Genomic DNA, 13,910 nt, shown 5'->3' on the forward strand with positions numbered 1-13,910 from the left:
GCCGTTTAATTCCTATTGGGCTGTGTCGCGGATAGTGACGTTTTGTTTCAGGCGATGTATTTTGCCGTCACAAGGTGAGCGTGACATTTTATTTCTCGCTAGAGCGTAACTTCTTCTAGCGCCAGACAATAATCAGGAAAATGCCGTAGGCATTTTTCGTTATAGTGCCGGCCGGAAAGGGAGATGGGGCGCGCGGGGAAGAGGAAAACGCGGCCTTTGCCTCTGAGCCCTTTCTCTCTTCCCCGCGACATGGTTTTCGGGTTGTGTAAAACCGATTCAAAAACAATTATTTTGCGAGAATACAGATTTTATTTTTTTTTGTTCTCTCCCCTTTCCCGAAAGGGTATAATGTACTTAGCATTTTTTAGGAGGTTATGATGAATAAGCAATTAACCAGAAGTATTACTGATCGTAAGATTGCCGGGGTCTGCGGCGGCATTGCCGAGTATTTCGGCATTGATTCGAACTTAGTGCGTATTTTATGGGTGCTGTTCGCGTTGGGCGGCGGCAGCGGTCTTTTGATTTACATTATTTGCGCTCTTTTAATTCCCGAAGAACCTACTTGGTAACAAGTGCTTCGCTTTCTCGGCGAAGTTCTTTGTTTTCGGGGTTAAGTTCGCAGAGGGTTTCCAACAGGGTTTTTGCCTCGTCCCGTTTGCCTTCGGCGATGAGTGTGGCTCCTTGGCGAAGGGTGGCGTTTTCGATGCTGCCCATCATGGCGGCGGCGTTTAAATAGTTTTGGCGATCGCCTTCCACGACTTTTCGGTAGTGGGCGTAAGCGCCGAGCAGGTTTCCCGCGCGGTGAAGTTCCAGCCCTTGGCGGTAATGATTGGCGGAAGCTTTTAAGCCGTCGAGTTCTTCGATTTTCAGCGCCATGTCTTTGTTTTCCACAATGGGCGGCAGAGTGTCGTAAATGGCGGATGCGCTGTCGTAATCGCCGGCGGCAATATAATTTTGCGCTTCTTCGTAATGGCGGCGCACGGTGACGCCGTCGTATGCTTTAAAGGCGACGGCGCTTAGGGCGATAATGCTCACGGATATGATGGCGAATAGAAGAATACGCTTTTTCTTGGAAAGGGTGTGTTCTTTTTTTTCTTCGCTTCGTTCCAAGTCGATTTCGTCTAAGGGGCGAATGGGCATGGTCTGTTCGGTGATGGTGGCTTGCTCGGCTTTTTCCCGATCTCTGTCGATGTAGAGCTGGAAGAGTTTTTTGTTGACTTGCCGTTCGGTCACGGCGGAAAGCACGAAATCCCTCGAGCGTTTGCAGTAGCGGCAGTTTTCGTCGTCGTGGCTGTTAACGAAGCCGCAAATGCAGCGCCAAAGTTCGGGGTAGCGGCCGCCGTAGGTATAAAAATCGGGACCGAAGAGTTTTTTCAGTTCGTCCTTTTTTTCTTTCGTTATAATGGGCACGGTTTGGTAGTATTCTTTGGTGCGATCGTAGTATTTTCGCGTGCCGTCGTCGAAATGCACTTCGGATATACGGATGCGCACGCCTCTCGCCGTGTGGTGGCGTTCGTCGAGCATCCAGTAGGGAAGAAAGGATAGGGATTTGGGCTTCAGGTTCAGGTTTTCAAAGCCGTGTTGAAAGACGGTTTCGTCGAAAATGAATTTGCCGAAGGCGTTGATAAAGAGTACGTCTAATTTTAAATAGTGTATGGATTGGTAAGTGTTGTTGATGATGTCGATGACGAGGGCGAAGCCTGTTTCGTTTTGCGCCAGGTAGGCGTCGGCGATTTGCACGTCGTTGGCTTTTGAAACGCGCACTTTGGTAGATATGGTTCGCATGGCGACCTCCTTGTCTTTATTATAGAAAAGCCCTCGATGCCTCGCAAGTTGGGCACAAAAAATAGCACCTTTTCGGTGCTATCGTCTGTAGCGTTTGGGATGAAAAAGTGTTTGGTGTTTTGAAAGGATGTAGCCGATGGCGATGCCCGCCATGTTCAGGAGCCAGTCGTCGATGTCGGCGCTTCTGCCAATGCGGTATTGCACGGCTTCGATGGCGACGAAGATGATGCCGTAGGCTAAAAATAAATAGCCCGGCTGTTTCATTTTTTCGAAGAGAACCGGCGTTAAAAAACCCAAGGGGATGGCGATTAAAATATTACCGAAGATGTTTAGGAAAATGCTCGACGGGGAGCCGTAATGGATAAAGAGTTGCAATGTTTTAAAGGGCACGAGGTTCAGTTGCCAATCGCTGCTTTCCGTATCCACGCCCAAGGGCACGCCCCAGGATTCCAGCATGCGGTTGTTGACGAGTAAAAAGAAGAGAAGCCAAAGGGAATAGGTGGCAAAGAGTAAGAGTAATCGCTCGCGACGGCGGTTGCTCTTTTTTTTGTACTTACCGAAGATTTGCGTGCGAAGGAGTGAAAAGCTTAAAAAGGCGACGACAAAAAGTAGGGGCGTCACTTTTAGTGCGTAGCGGATCAAAAATATCGCTCCAAATCCACATGAAGGAGGCTATCCACTACTTCGTCGGCGGTGTCGACGATGTCGTCCCAATAGGGGGCGTTGGAATCGTCTTTTACGCCGATGGTGTAAAGGCCGTATGCTTTTGCCGCTACGACGGCGTAATGGGCGTCGTCGAAGAAGAGGATGTCCTCCGGTTTTTCGCCGAGTTTTTTGGCGAGAATATCGTAAAATCTCGCGTCACTTTTTTCGATACCCACGCCGTTACAGGTTTGGATAAATTGGAAATAGGGATTTAAGCCAAATCGCTCCAAGGCCGGGCCTAAAAATTCTTCGTTGGTGGCGGTGGCGAGGACGATAGGCGCCCGTTTATAGGCGCGCTTGACGAGATCCATGGCCCCTTCTTTTAAGGGCAGGGTGTGGGAGTAGCCGTTCTTTAAAATGTCGCCCATTTCGTTAAAAATCTCCTCCACTGATTCCGGGAGTTCCAGTTCTTTTTTAAAAAAAGCGCTGGATTGATTTAAACTCATGGTGGTCACTTTGTCGTGAATGGCGTCGGTGTATTCTTTCCCTTTGGATTCCACAAAGTCGCGGCCCAAGCGGCGCCACATGCCCATGGAATCGATAAGGGTTCCGTCAAAATCAAATGCGATGGCTTTCATAGCGTTCCTTTCTGTTTTGTGCCCTAGACGCGGCACATGGCTTCCAGTGTCATAAGTGTGTTGATGAGTTCCAATCCCGTTTGCGCCGTAAAGCCTACGCGGTAGCCGTCCAGGCGGGAAATGCCCGGCACGATTTCCACTTTGTCGGCGTGGAGTGTGCGATTGGTTTCCACGACCACGCGGTAGGGCGCGTAAATGTCGCCGAGGGGAAGGGTTTTAAAATCTTTTGACAGGACATTTCCCACTTTTTCTATAATTTCCCGGCGAAGTTCGGCAAAGTTTTTGTGGCGCACGGCGTTGTGGCCTAAGCTTTCCTTTGTAATGACGTAATCTACATTGGGCATATAGCCTTCTAAAACCAATTGGCCGTAAAGCCCGCTGTCGCCGATGACCAGGCCTACGGGAATGCGGTAATCTTTGGCGACGATTTGATTGACCAATGCTTCTGACACTTTAATGTCGTTGACGGTAATGCGATGGAAATAGGTGGAATAGCTGTGGTTCATGTTGCCGTGGTGATGGCCGCTGCCGGCGTGATAGCCTAAGAAAAAGACGATGTCGTGGCCTTCGAGGGCGGTCATCATAAAATCTTTTCGGGGATAGCCGCTAATGAGTTCGATGCGGGGATCCATTTCCGAAAGGAGCAGGTAATCTAAATTTTTGCCTTCTGCGTGGCTGTCTACGATGGTAATGTGTTCCACATCGTCGTTGCGGCTCGATTGTTGAATGCCTTCGATGACGGCGCGAACGTGGGCGTGTATGGCGTCGCTGTAGCGTTTGGTTTGTTTGATTTCGTCGCTGAAGCGATCGATGCCGGCGATGCCTTCCATATCGAATGAAATGTAAATGTTCATGGTACTCCTTTCCGGGAAATGGGTTGTGTTAGGGCTTCTATTTTTTCCGCCTCACGTGGTAGGATAGAGTGAGGAGGTAGTTATGGATCGAGATTCGTTTTTTATGGCACAGGCTCTGGACGAGGCGAAAGTATCCGCTGCCATGGGCGAGGTGCCTATCGGCTGTGTGATCGTCGATGAGGGCGAGATTATCGGCCGCGGACACAATGAAATTGAATCCTTGGATTCTCCTTTGGCTCACGCGGAAATCATGGCCCTGGACGAGGCGGCGAAGAAAAAGGGCAGGCGCATCGGCGGAACCCTTTACGTGACGGTGGAGCCTTGCCCCATGTGCATGGGGGCGATTTTAAACGGCCGCATCGATCGCCTGGTCATTGGCGCGGAAAACCCGCGGTTCGGCGCGGCGGGATCGGTGGTCAACCTTGCGGCCTTTCGCGCCTTTAATCACAGCGTCACGGTGCGTCGAGGCGTTCTCCAAGGGGAATGCAGCGAGCTTATGCGCACTTTTTTTAAAGATCTTCGCCCTTAAGGCGCCCTTTGGCTTTTGCCAGTTCTTCGGCACTAAGACCTCTTGTAATGGAAAAGGGATCGCCTTCGCCCACGGCGCGGGAGGGAAGCTTGGCATGTTGCGGCATGTGGGCATTCTCTTCCAAGATACTGTAATCGCCGGTGTAGACGAAGGGATCGACGACGACGCCTTTTTTCAGCGTGCTGTAATCTCCAATAGAGGCCATGGTGACGGTAACGTCATTTCCTACATGGGCGTAGTGGCCGATGGCGGTTTTATTTTCTTTGCCGCCGATAATGTGAATATTATTTCCGAAGACGACACCATCGCCTACGCAAATGGTGCCGTCTTTTGCGTCCAGCACCACGTTGTCGCCGCAGGTAATATTGTTTCCGAGAAGAACATTGCCTTTGCAATTTAGTTTATGATTCATTATAACCTCATTTTTCAAAATATGATGTGAAAATGGCGATAAAAAACGCCCTCGCGGCTGCCGAGCATGTGCTGAGGGCGGGCTGGTTTAATAGCTGTGAAAGTATACGTCCAATACGATGGCGGCGCCTAAATAAACGGCGAGGGGAAGGGCGTCGGAGGAAATCTCCATGGCGTATTCTTTTCCGCCTGGAATGAGTTTTCCCCTAAAAGTCGCCAAGACGTCGTCGCCGCACTTTATGTAAAAGGTTCGGGCGCGGACAAAGCCTGTTAAATCGTAGCGTACGCCTTTATAATAAAAGGACGTATTGGGCAAACTGAAGCGCTCTTTGTCTTCTAAAAAATCCACAGAGCCCTGGGGACAATCTAAAGTAAATGCCGGTGCAGTTTGGGTGACGAGGGTTTTCTTTTTTAGGGAAAAACGCTCGTTTCCATCGGCATCGATTAGTGATAGAGTATAGGGTATAATGGGAAGTTCGCGAAAGGCGGAGGCGATCCCCGTTTGGATGACGTCGCCTTTAGTTTCCAAAAGTTTAAGACCGCTTTCGTCGTAAAATGTATAATCGACGACGGAGGGAATCCGCGAGATAGCTTGTAAACTACATCGTATCATGCTGTCACATCCTTCCTTTTCATTGTACTATAATGTAAAGAAAATTCAACAAAGCAGATAAAGGAGTTTTATAATGATAGATTACTTACCGCGCATAAATGAGCTGGCGAAATTGGCAAAAGAACGGGAATTGACGCCGGAGGAAATGGAAGAGAGAGACAGATTGCGCAAGGCCTATTTAAAGGAATTCAGAAAGGGCTTTCGCGAACAGCTTTTAAATACGAAGGTCGTAGACGAAGAGGGCAACGATATTACCCCGGAAAAATTGAAGAAGGCGAAAGAAGAAAGAGCGAAAAATCAAGAGGATTAGTAAGGAGAATACCATGCGCGCATTGGTTGTAGGCGGGGGGAAATTGGGCATGCGACTCGCCCGTTCCCTCGTGGAGGAAAATGTAGAGATCACGGTGCTCGATAATGATCCCCGAGTGATTCAAAAGGTAAATAACGAGTTGGACGTTTTGACCATTACGGGCAATGCGTTGGATTTTAATATTTTAAAAGAACTGAATATCGAGAAATACGATATGATTATCGGCACGGTCACCAGCGACGAATCCAATGTGTTGGTAACGAGTATCGCCAAAAAAATGGGGTGTAAGCGCGCCATCGCCCGTATTCGTAATCCGGAATACCATTCCCAAATTCGCCTTATTAAGGAAGAATTGGATATCGACTACGTCATCAATCCCGAACATGCCGCCGCCACCGCCATCGAAAAGTATTTGCTGAAAAAATACTCTCTGATGAGCGACGAGTTCGCCGGGGGAAAGGTAAAACTCGTGGAATTTAACGTAGGGCAGGAGCAGGAGTTCGTCAATAAAAAACTCATGGATTTAAACAATCTCCATAATCTCCTTATCGCCGCCGTTTCTCGAAAGGGCTACACCTTTATTCCCAACGGCAGTACCATGTTGAAGAAAAATGACGTGATCCTCGTCATCGGCGCGCGAAAGAGCATCGACGAATTTGATCGCCTTCATTCCAATGTGCAGGCGGTGAAGCCGACGAAGAGCGTCATGATTTTAGGGGGCGGCAAGCTCGGCGATTATCTCTGCGGCCTCTTATTGAAAGACAGAATCGACGTCCTCGTCATCGAAAAAGATCACGACAAGGCGATAGCATTGAAAGAGCGCCATCCCGAAGCGGTGGTTATTCACGGCGACGGCACGGATTTCAACGTGCTGGAAGAGGAAGTGATCCACTCTTACGACGCCTTTGTCGGCGCTACGGGCATCGACGAGACGAATATTTTAATGGCCCTTTCCATGAAAGAAGAGGGCATTACGAAATCCGTAGCGAAAATTTCCCGTGTAAACTTTATTAATGTGTTGGACAAATTAAATCTCGACGCCACGTTCAATCCCAGTTTTATTACGGCATCGATTATTTTAAAGCTCATTCGCGGAAAAGACGCCCTGGCCATTAACTTAATGTACGACGGGGATACGGAAATCGCCGAAATTAAATTAAACGATAATTTGAAAATTTTAAATACGCCCTTAATGGATCTTTCGCTGCCCAAGGGGATTTTAATCGCCGCCATCGTAAGAGGGCAGGATGTCATTATTCCAAGCGGCCAATCGAAACTGCAACAAGGGGATCGCATTATCGTGTTCTGCAAACATAAAAATGTGCGAACCATGAAAAATTATTTCTACACCAATCGAGGAGGATTCTTCAATGAATTTTGGCGCGGCATTTGATGTTTTAGGCTTGCTGCTCGCCGTGGAAGGGGCTTTTATGTTGCCGCCTTTGATTTATGCCAAAGTCAACGGGGAAGGGAGCGTCATGGCGTTTTTAATCGCCATCGGTCTTTGCGCCCTGGCGGGGGTGGCGCTGTTTTTAGTGCCGAAAAAAGACGAACACCTTCGCGGCCGCGACGGGCTTTTCATCGTCGCTGCGGGATGGTTTATCGCATCTATTTTCGGTGCCGTTCCACTCTATCTCGGTGGAGCGACGCCCACCTATATCGACGCTATTTTTGAAATCGTATCGGGCTTTACCACGACGGGAGCCTCGGTGATCGACAATATCGAAATTGTGGATAAAAGCTTGGTGCTTTGGCGCAGCATGACTCACTGGATCGGCGGCATGGGGATTCTCGTGTTTACCCTAGCTCTTTTGCCGAGAGCGGGCACCAATGGCTTCCGCATTTTTAAAGCGGAAACGCCCGGGCCTGTGGCAGGTAAAGTGGAACCCAGAATGAAAAACACCGCCGTCACTCTTTACAAAATTTACTTATTGATTACCGTCGTCCTCTTTGTGTTGTTAAAGCTATTCGGCATGACCGCCTTCGATTCCGTCATCCATACCTTAGGGGTCGTCGGCACCGGAGGATTTTCTTCCCACGTGGCCTCGGCGGGACAGTACACGAATAATACGCCGGTACTCGTCACCATGTCCATTTTCATGGTGATGTGCGGCACGAACTTCAGTTTATATTCTCGACTGGCTACCGGCCATTGGCGGGATATGTTTTTAGACGAGGAGTACCGATTGTATTTAAGAATCGTCATCTCCGCCATCGTCCTCATCGCCGTGGATTTAATTTTCGGCACGGGGATGAAAATCGGCCTCGGATTCCGCGAGGCGGCCTTTCAGGTGACGAGTATTATTTCCACATCGGGCTTCGCCTCCATGGATTACGATTTTTGGCCGGGCTTTTCAAAATGTATTCTACTCGGCCTTTACTTCTTCGGATCCTGCGCCGGCTCCACGGCAGGGGGTATGAAAATTATTCGCATCCTCGTCCTTTGGAAAATCGTCAAGCGGGAGATTTTTAAATCCATTCACCCCAACGCCGTCATACCCATTCGCGTCAACGGAAAAATCGTAGAGGATCGTGTCATTCTCGGCATCGTCGCCTTTTCCGTGGTGTACTTTATGATTCTCGCCGTCGCCACGGTGATCGTGAGTTTATCCGGCGTAGACTTTCTGACGGCCTTTTCGGGATCCCTTACCTGCCTTTCCAATGTCGGGCCGGGATTTGCAGGCGTCGGGCCCACCAACACATTTTCAAGCTTCGGCGCGGGCTATAAACTTATCTTTTCTGCCCTTATGCTGCTGGGGCGCTTGGAATTTTTCACCGTCCTCGGATTATTCACCATGGGACACGGCAATCAGTTAATGGATTAGGAGAGACTATGCATATTACCATTATCGGAACGGAACCGGGCAGTCGCCTGCTCGCCCAGACGTTGGAGCGGGAAGGCCACGACGTTGAATTTCGAATTGAAAGAGGAGCGGGGCGTTTTGATGAATATCGAGAGTTCCCCGTGGAATTTTTCGACGACGTTCGGGATTTTTTAGACGACGACGAATTCAAAACCGACGCCGTCGTCTTTTGCGATCGCACGCCGGGGGCTTTAGCCCTCGCCGGGCATATTAGTGCCATGAACGTACCCGTACATTTTGTAGCCTACGACCCCGGCCTCGGCGAACTTTTAGAGCGGGAAAAAGAGCGCTTCGGCATCGATTACGTCTATGATTACGGAAAATATTTAGCCGAGCGCGTCCATCGCTTTTTCTACGCCGAAGAGGGCATGCAAACCGAGGTTTTCGAAAACTTCGGTTTCGCTCTCATCAAATGGGATATCGGCGATCACCCGGGATTTGTCGGTCGGCGCGTTCGAGATATCGGGCCCTTTGAAGATTTGGTTCTCGTGGTCATTCGCCGCGACGGGCGGATCATCGTTCCCGACGGCAACACGGTTCTCGAAGCCAACGACGTGCTCCGCATGATCGGGAGCATGGATGCCATTCGCCGATTCAGACGACGCCACGTTCGCGTATTGCTCTTCGACGAAGAGGATACGCAAAAGTTTTTAATTTACGGCGACAGTCGCGGCGCGGCGTGTATCGAATCCTTTCTGTCCGATCGCAATGTGGACACGGTGACCATCGGCAACGTGAAGCGCCGAGGCAGCGTCACCATTCCTAAAAACAAGCCCATAATGGATATTTTGGAAAATGTCGACGTGGAATCTTTCGACGGTTTTATCGCCGCATCCTCAAGCGACGCCAATAATTTTTTGGCGGCTACGGCGGCGCGCAATGCCCATATGGAAAATGTGGCCCTTTGTTTGCGAGACGAGCGGTTTATGGGCATTGTGGACGTAAGCCACAACGGGGGCATTTTTTCCGGGGAACTATTGGTTTCCCAGCGCATCAAACATAATTTATTCGGCCATCCGGATATTTCCCTTCACCTTTTCCCGGGAAATTTGGATATTTACGAAATCGTCTTAAAAGACGACGCCTTTGCCTGCGATAAAACCATTGAAGAATTAAATCTTTCCGTGGGCTTTTTAATCGGCGGCATCGACCGCGGAGGAGAAAGTATTCTCGCCAAGGGCAAGACCGTCTTAAAAGCGGGAGATCGCCTGATTCTCTTCCTCTTGCCGGAAAGCGCAGGAGATCTTCATTTATTTGTGCGGCGGAAACCGAAGCGTTTCCTGACGGAACTGTTTTCACTTTAAGGGGGGCTTATGCAATTCGGTAACGATTGGGACGCCATTATGGCGGAGGAAATGGGAAAAGACTATTATTTGGATCTGCGCCGTTTGCTCCTGAAGGAATACGCGCACCAACGCATTTTTCCCGAAGCGCAAAATATTTTCCGCGCCATGCGGCTCACCTCCTTCGGTGACACGAAAGTGGTGATCCTCGGACAGGATCCCTATCACGGCGAAGGCCAGGCTCAAGGCCTTTCCTTTTCCGTGCCTAAGGGCATGAAACTGCCACCTTCCCTCGTAAACATTTACAAAGAACTGGAAGAAGATATGGGCATTAAACGGGAAGACGGCGATTTGACGCCCTGGGCAAAACAGGGCGTGTTGCTGTTAAACACCACCCTTACCGTGCGTTCCGGGCAGCCCCTGAGCCACGGCAAAATAGGCTGGGAAATTTTTACGGATAAGGTTATCCAATGTATCGGAAATAAAAAAGAGCCCGTGGTCTTTATACTTTGGGGCGCCCACGCCCGGGGAAAGAAGCGGCTGATTCATAATAAAGAGCATTTGATTTTAGAATCTCCTCATCCGTCGCCGTTATCGGCTTATCGTGGATTTTTCGGTTGTAAATGCTTTTCAAAAACCAACGATTACTTAAGGAAACGGGGCGTGGCGCCCATAGATTGGAGATAAGATGTATTTCAATGTAAAAGAAAAGGCGGTTTGTGCGGGAACTATTCCCGCCCTTTTAATCGAGCCTGCGACCATTAAAAAAGACATTGTCCTCATTTATTACCACGGCTGGGGAAGCAGCGTAACCTCTTCCCGTTTCCGCGCAAGCATTTGGGCGGCGGCAGGCTATCCCGTTCTCATCGTGGAAGAAAGCCTTCACGATTCCAGGGGAAGCTACGATTACGATCGCGATATGAACAAGCTGCCCCAAGTGCTTTTACAAAATATCGAGGAATACGAGGTCGTGGCAAAGTACTTAGACGATGTTTTTCCCAACTATAAGCGGATTGTCTGCGGCCATTCCCTCGGCGGTTTTACCGCCATGGGGCTTTTGTCTAAAGGCGATGTAACGGGGGTAATGGCGCTCAACGGCATGGGGGATTGGCAAGCCATGGCCAAAGGGCCGTATAAGGAAAAAATCGAAGAACTGAATCCCATCCGTCACGTGGAAGATCACGTGGAAAAAGCCATTTTGATGCTCAACGGAGAAGCGGATCAATCAGTGAACCCCGTGTACCAAAAAAACTATTACGAGGCCATTCGCCCCCTTCACAAGGGAACGAAGCCTTTGGTCTACGAATGCATGGAAATGACATCCCACGTAGTGACCACCAATATGATGGAGTTGTCGCTGGCCTTTTTAGAGGAACTCTAATTCCCCGATTCCTCCGAAGCAGTGGCTGCCATGTGTTATAATGAACAGTTGAGGAGGAATCCATGGAAACGAAAGTTTTACACATAGATACAATCGATGAACGGGAAAAGATTAAAGAGGCGGCGGATCTTTTACGCGCCGGCGAATTGGTCATCTTTCCCACGGAAACGGTTTACGGTTTAGGTGCCGACGGTTTAAACGACGAGGCGGTAGATAAAATTTTTGCCGTCAAGGGGCGCCCCAAGGATAATCCCCTGATTCTTCACATTGCCGATCCCGAGCAGGTGCTGGATCTCGTCAAAGTGATTCCGCCCAAGGGAAAGGACTGCATGGATATGTTTTGGCCGGGGCCTTTGACGCTGATTTTCGAGCGTTCGGACATGGTGCCCGACAGTATTACGGCAGGGGCGGACACGGTGGCCATTCGCATGCCGTCACACCCCATCGCCCACGAAATTCTAAAAGAAGCGGCCATTCCCGTCGCGGCGCCGAGTGCCAATACATCAGGCAGGCCGTCGCCTACGCGCCTTTCCCATGTCTTGGAAGATATGAAGGGGAAGGTACCCATGATCGTCGATTCCGGCGACAGCCATGTGGGCATCGAATCCACGGTGCTGGACGTTACGGTAGATCCGCCGGTGATTTATCGCCCGGGCGGCGTCACGAAAGAAGATTTAGAGGCGATTATCGGGGAAGTGGGCATCGACCAGACGACCATCGACGCCTCCAATCACGAGGTTCCCAAAAGTCCGGGACAAAAATACAGACATTACGCGCCGAAAGGTGACGCCACGCTTTTCGCCGGCGATTTGCGAAACATCGCCAAAGAAATTAATCGGCGCATCAAGGAAACGGAGCCGTCGAAACGCACGGCGGTTTTATGTACGACGGAAACGAAAGAGGCCTATGAAGGAATGGATCTTTTAATCGACATGGGCTCTCGGGAAGAACTTGAATCAATCGCCCACGATCTTTTCGACAGTTTAAGGCGATGCGACGAAGAAGACATCGACGTCATCTTCGTAGAAGGCTTCGATTTTCGCGGCCTCGGCGTCGGCATTATGAACCGTCTCTTAAAGGCTTGCGGCGGAAAGGTGGTTTTAGGACTGTGAACATTCTCTACATTTGCACGGGCAACACATGCCGCAGCCCCATGGCAAAAGTGTTGACGGAAGTGGAAGCGGACAAGCGCAATCTCGGCTACACCGTCAGAAGCCGCGGCATGGCGGCTCACGACGGCGAGGGCATGAGCCATGGCGCGTTGAAAGTGTTGGCGGAAGAGGGCATTAATGGAAGTTTTCATAGAGCCAAAACCCTTACCGAAAAAGATTTGGAATGGGCGGATAAAATTTACGTCATGACCCACACCATGGCGGCGAATTTAAAGCGCGGCTGGCCGGCTTACAGCGATAAAATCGAGCCATTCGCCGAAAAAGACGTGATCGATCCCTTCGGTGCTGACATGACCATTTACCGCTTTACGAAAAATAGTTTGATGAAAGAAATCGAGCGTAAATTCGAGGAGGGAGAGCTATGAAAATCGCCATGGGCGCCGATCACGGCGGCTTTCGCAGAAAGGAAGCGCTAAAAGCGTATTTGGAAGAAAAAGGCCACACCGTCGTCGACGTGGGCACGGATTCTACGGAATCGGTGGATTATCCCGAATTCGGTAAAAAAGCGGCGCAACTGGTAGCGAGCGGAGAATGCGAGCGGGGCATTGTGATCTGCGGATCCGGCATCGGCATCGGCATCGCCGCCAATAAAGTAAAGGGCATTCGCTGCGCCATGGTGTCCGAGCCCTATTCCGCCGCCCTTTGCCGCCGCCACAACGACGCCAACATGATTTCCATGGGCGCGCGTACCATCGGCGGCGACATGACAAAGGAAATCGCCGATGTATTTTTAGAAGAACCATTTGAAGGCGGCCGACATATTCGCCGCGTGGAAGCTATTGAGGAGGAAGTATGGGAAAAGTAACTGTAACCGATCACCCTTTAATTCAACACAAATTGACGCTCCTGAGAGACGTAAACACATCGAGTAAAGATTTTCGCCAATTGTTGACGGAAATTACCATGCTCATGGGTCACGAATTGACGAGAGATTTGCCCATTCAAGATAAAGTCATTCAAACGCCTATGGGAACGGCCACGGGCAAAGAAATGGCGGGTAAAAAACCCGTTATCGTTCCCGTTTTAAGAGCGGGACTCGGCATGGTCGATGGGCTATTAAACTTAGTTCCCGGCGCCCGCGTAGGTCATATCGGTCTTTACCGCGATCCGGAAACCCTTCAACCGGTTGAATATTACTGCAAACTCCCGAAAGACGTTTCCGAACGGGAAGTCATTATCGTCGATCCCATGCTCGCTACGGGCGGTTCTTTAGCGGCGGCTATCGATTTTGTCAAAGAAAGAGGAGCAAGCCACATTCGCGCCCTCTGTTTACTTGCGGCTCCTGAAGGAATGGAAGCCCTTCAAAAAGCTCATCCCGATGTAGACATTTACGTATCGTGTATCGACGAAAAACTCGACGACAACGCATACATCGTGCCGGGTCTCGGCGATGCGGGAGATAGAATTTTCGGGACGAAGTAATTT

General features: G+C 50.0%; 18 protein-coding genes. 12 read left to right on the forward strand and 6 right to left on the reverse strand.

Annotation, left to right across the window (positions count from 1 at the left end; all coding sequences use genetic code 11):
• Positions 1-377 precede the first annotated feature (377 nt).
• Complete coding sequence (locus HMPREF1863_RS02080) at positions 378-569, forward strand: PspC domain-containing protein (RefSeq protein ID WP_068366959.1); 192 nt, start codon at positions 378-380, stop codon at positions 567-569.
• Here the strand turns inward: HMPREF1863_RS02080 and HMPREF1863_RS02085 are convergent.
• The 4 genes from HMPREF1863_RS02085 to HMPREF1863_RS02100 all read right to left on the reverse strand — a co-directional run bounded on the left by HMPREF1863_RS02085 (position 559) and on the right by HMPREF1863_RS02100 (position 3,922).
• Positions 559-1,785 carry a hypothetical protein gene (locus tag HMPREF1863_RS02085; RefSeq protein ID WP_068366962.1) on the reverse strand — a complete coding sequence of 409 codons (1,227 nt, stop codon included), beginning with the start codon at positions 1,783-1,785 and terminating at the stop codon, positions 559-561. The genes HMPREF1863_RS02080 and HMPREF1863_RS02085 overlap by 11 nt on opposite strands.
• A gap of 78 nt (positions 1,786-1,863) precedes the next feature.
• Entirely contained in the window at positions 1,864-2,427 is a 564-nt protein-coding gene (locus HMPREF1863_RS02090) for a VanZ family protein (protein ID WP_068366964.1), read from the reverse strand.
• Positions 2,424-3,068: an HAD family hydrolase gene (locus HMPREF1863_RS02095; RefSeq protein ID WP_068366967.1), complete on the reverse strand. Its 645-nt coding sequence runs from the start codon at positions 3,066-3,068 to the stop codon at positions 2,424-2,426. The genes HMPREF1863_RS02090 and HMPREF1863_RS02095 overlap by 4 nt, the downstream gene beginning before the upstream one ends.
• A 23-nt stretch (positions 3,069-3,091) precedes the next feature.
• Positions 3,092-3,922, reverse strand: a complete 831-nt coding sequence (locus tag HMPREF1863_RS02100; RefSeq protein WP_068366969.1) for a M55 family metallopeptidase — start codon at positions 3,920-3,922, stop codon at positions 3,092-3,094.
• Between the two features lie 82 nt (positions 3,923-4,004).
• On the opposite strand from HMPREF1863_RS02100, the gene HMPREF1863_RS02105 reads away from it, so the two are divergent.
• Positions 4,005-4,451, forward strand: coding sequence for a nucleoside deaminase (locus HMPREF1863_RS02105; protein WP_068366971.1), 447 nt, complete (start codon positions 4,005-4,007; stop codon positions 4,449-4,451).
• On the opposite strand, the gene HMPREF1863_RS02110 is transcribed toward HMPREF1863_RS02105, so the two are convergent.
• Together HMPREF1863_RS02110 and HMPREF1863_RS02115 are read right to left on the reverse strand one after the other, a co-directional pair.
• Positions 4,432-4,863 (reverse strand): LbetaH domain-containing protein, encoded by a 432-nt coding sequence (locus HMPREF1863_RS02110; RefSeq protein WP_068366973.1) that lies wholly within the window; start codon positions 4,861-4,863, stop codon positions 4,432-4,434. The two genes, HMPREF1863_RS02105 and HMPREF1863_RS02110, sit on opposite strands and share 20 nt — an antisense overlap.
• 87 nt (positions 4,864-4,950) lie before the next feature.
• The gene (locus HMPREF1863_RS02115) at positions 4,951-5,475 is read right to left on the reverse strand and encodes an LURP-one-related/scramblase family protein (RefSeq protein ID WP_068366976.1); all 525 of its coding nucleotides are present in this window, start codon (positions 5,473-5,475) and stop codon (positions 4,951-4,953) included.
• 73 nt (positions 5,476-5,548) lie between these two features.
• Between HMPREF1863_RS02115 and HMPREF1863_RS02120 the strand changes: the two genes are divergently transcribed.
• The 10 genes from HMPREF1863_RS02120 (at position 5,549) to upp (ending at position 13,907) form a co-directional block, all read left to right on the forward strand.
• Positions 5,549-5,785: a DUF896 domain-containing protein gene (locus tag HMPREF1863_RS02120; protein WP_068366978.1), complete on the forward strand. Its 237-nt coding sequence runs from the start codon at positions 5,549-5,551 to the stop codon at positions 5,783-5,785.
• Between the two features lie 13 nt (positions 5,786-5,798).
• On the forward strand, positions 5,799-7,178 hold the full coding sequence (gene trkA, locus HMPREF1863_RS02125; RefSeq protein WP_068366980.1) for a Trk system potassium transporter TrkA: 1,380 nt from the start codon (positions 5,799-5,801) through the stop codon (positions 7,176-7,178).
• Positions 7,156-8,610, forward strand: a complete 1,455-nt coding sequence (locus HMPREF1863_RS02130; protein ID WP_068366982.1) for a TrkH family potassium uptake protein — start codon at positions 7,156-7,158, stop codon at positions 8,608-8,610. The genes trkA and HMPREF1863_RS02130 overlap by 23 nt, the downstream gene beginning before the upstream one ends.
• A gap of 8 nt (positions 8,611-8,618) precedes the next feature.
• Complete coding sequence (locus HMPREF1863_RS02135; RefSeq protein WP_068366983.1) at positions 8,619-9,953, forward strand: TrkA C-terminal domain-containing protein; 1,335 nt, start codon at positions 8,619-8,621, stop codon at positions 9,951-9,953.
• Between the two features lie 9 nt (positions 9,954-9,962).
• Positions 9,963-10,619 (forward strand): uracil-DNA glycosylase, encoded by a 657-nt coding sequence (gene ung, locus HMPREF1863_RS02140; protein WP_068366985.1) that lies wholly within the window; start codon positions 9,963-9,965, stop codon positions 10,617-10,619.
• Position 10,620: 1 nt separating this feature from the next.
• Positions 10,621-11,313 (forward strand): alpha/beta hydrolase family protein, encoded by a 693-nt coding sequence (locus HMPREF1863_RS02145; RefSeq protein ID WP_068366987.1) that lies wholly within the window; start codon positions 10,621-10,623, stop codon positions 11,311-11,313.
• Positions 11,314-11,375: 62 nt separating this feature from the next.
• The gene (locus HMPREF1863_RS02150; RefSeq protein ID WP_068366989.1) at positions 11,376-12,425 is read left to right on the forward strand and encodes an L-threonylcarbamoyladenylate synthase; all 1,050 of its coding nucleotides are present in this window, start codon (positions 11,376-11,378) and stop codon (positions 12,423-12,425) included.
• Positions 12,422-12,850, forward strand: coding sequence for an arsenate reductase/protein-tyrosine-phosphatase family protein (locus HMPREF1863_RS02155; RefSeq protein ID WP_068366990.1), 429 nt, complete (start codon positions 12,422-12,424; stop codon positions 12,848-12,850). Before HMPREF1863_RS02150 ends, HMPREF1863_RS02155 begins: the two co-directional genes overlap by 4 nt.
• The gene (gene rpiB / locus HMPREF1863_RS02160; protein WP_068366992.1) at positions 12,847-13,290 is read left to right on the forward strand and encodes a ribose 5-phosphate isomerase B; all 444 of its coding nucleotides are present in this window, start codon (positions 12,847-12,849) and stop codon (positions 13,288-13,290) included. The genes HMPREF1863_RS02155 and rpiB overlap by 4 nt, the downstream gene beginning before the upstream one ends.
• Positions 13,278-13,907, forward strand: a complete 630-nt coding sequence (upp, locus tag HMPREF1863_RS02165; RefSeq protein ID WP_068366994.1) for a uracil phosphoribosyltransferase — start codon at positions 13,278-13,280, stop codon at positions 13,905-13,907. The genes rpiB and upp overlap by 13 nt, the downstream gene beginning before the upstream one ends.
• Positions 13,908-13,910 lie beyond the last annotated feature (3 nt).

Origin of the sequence: Aedoeadaptatus coxii, assembly GCF_001553115.1 — a bacterium.
Taxonomy (GTDB): domain Bacteria; phylum Bacillota; class Clostridia; order Tissierellales; family Peptoniphilaceae; genus Aedoeadaptatus; species Aedoeadaptatus coxii.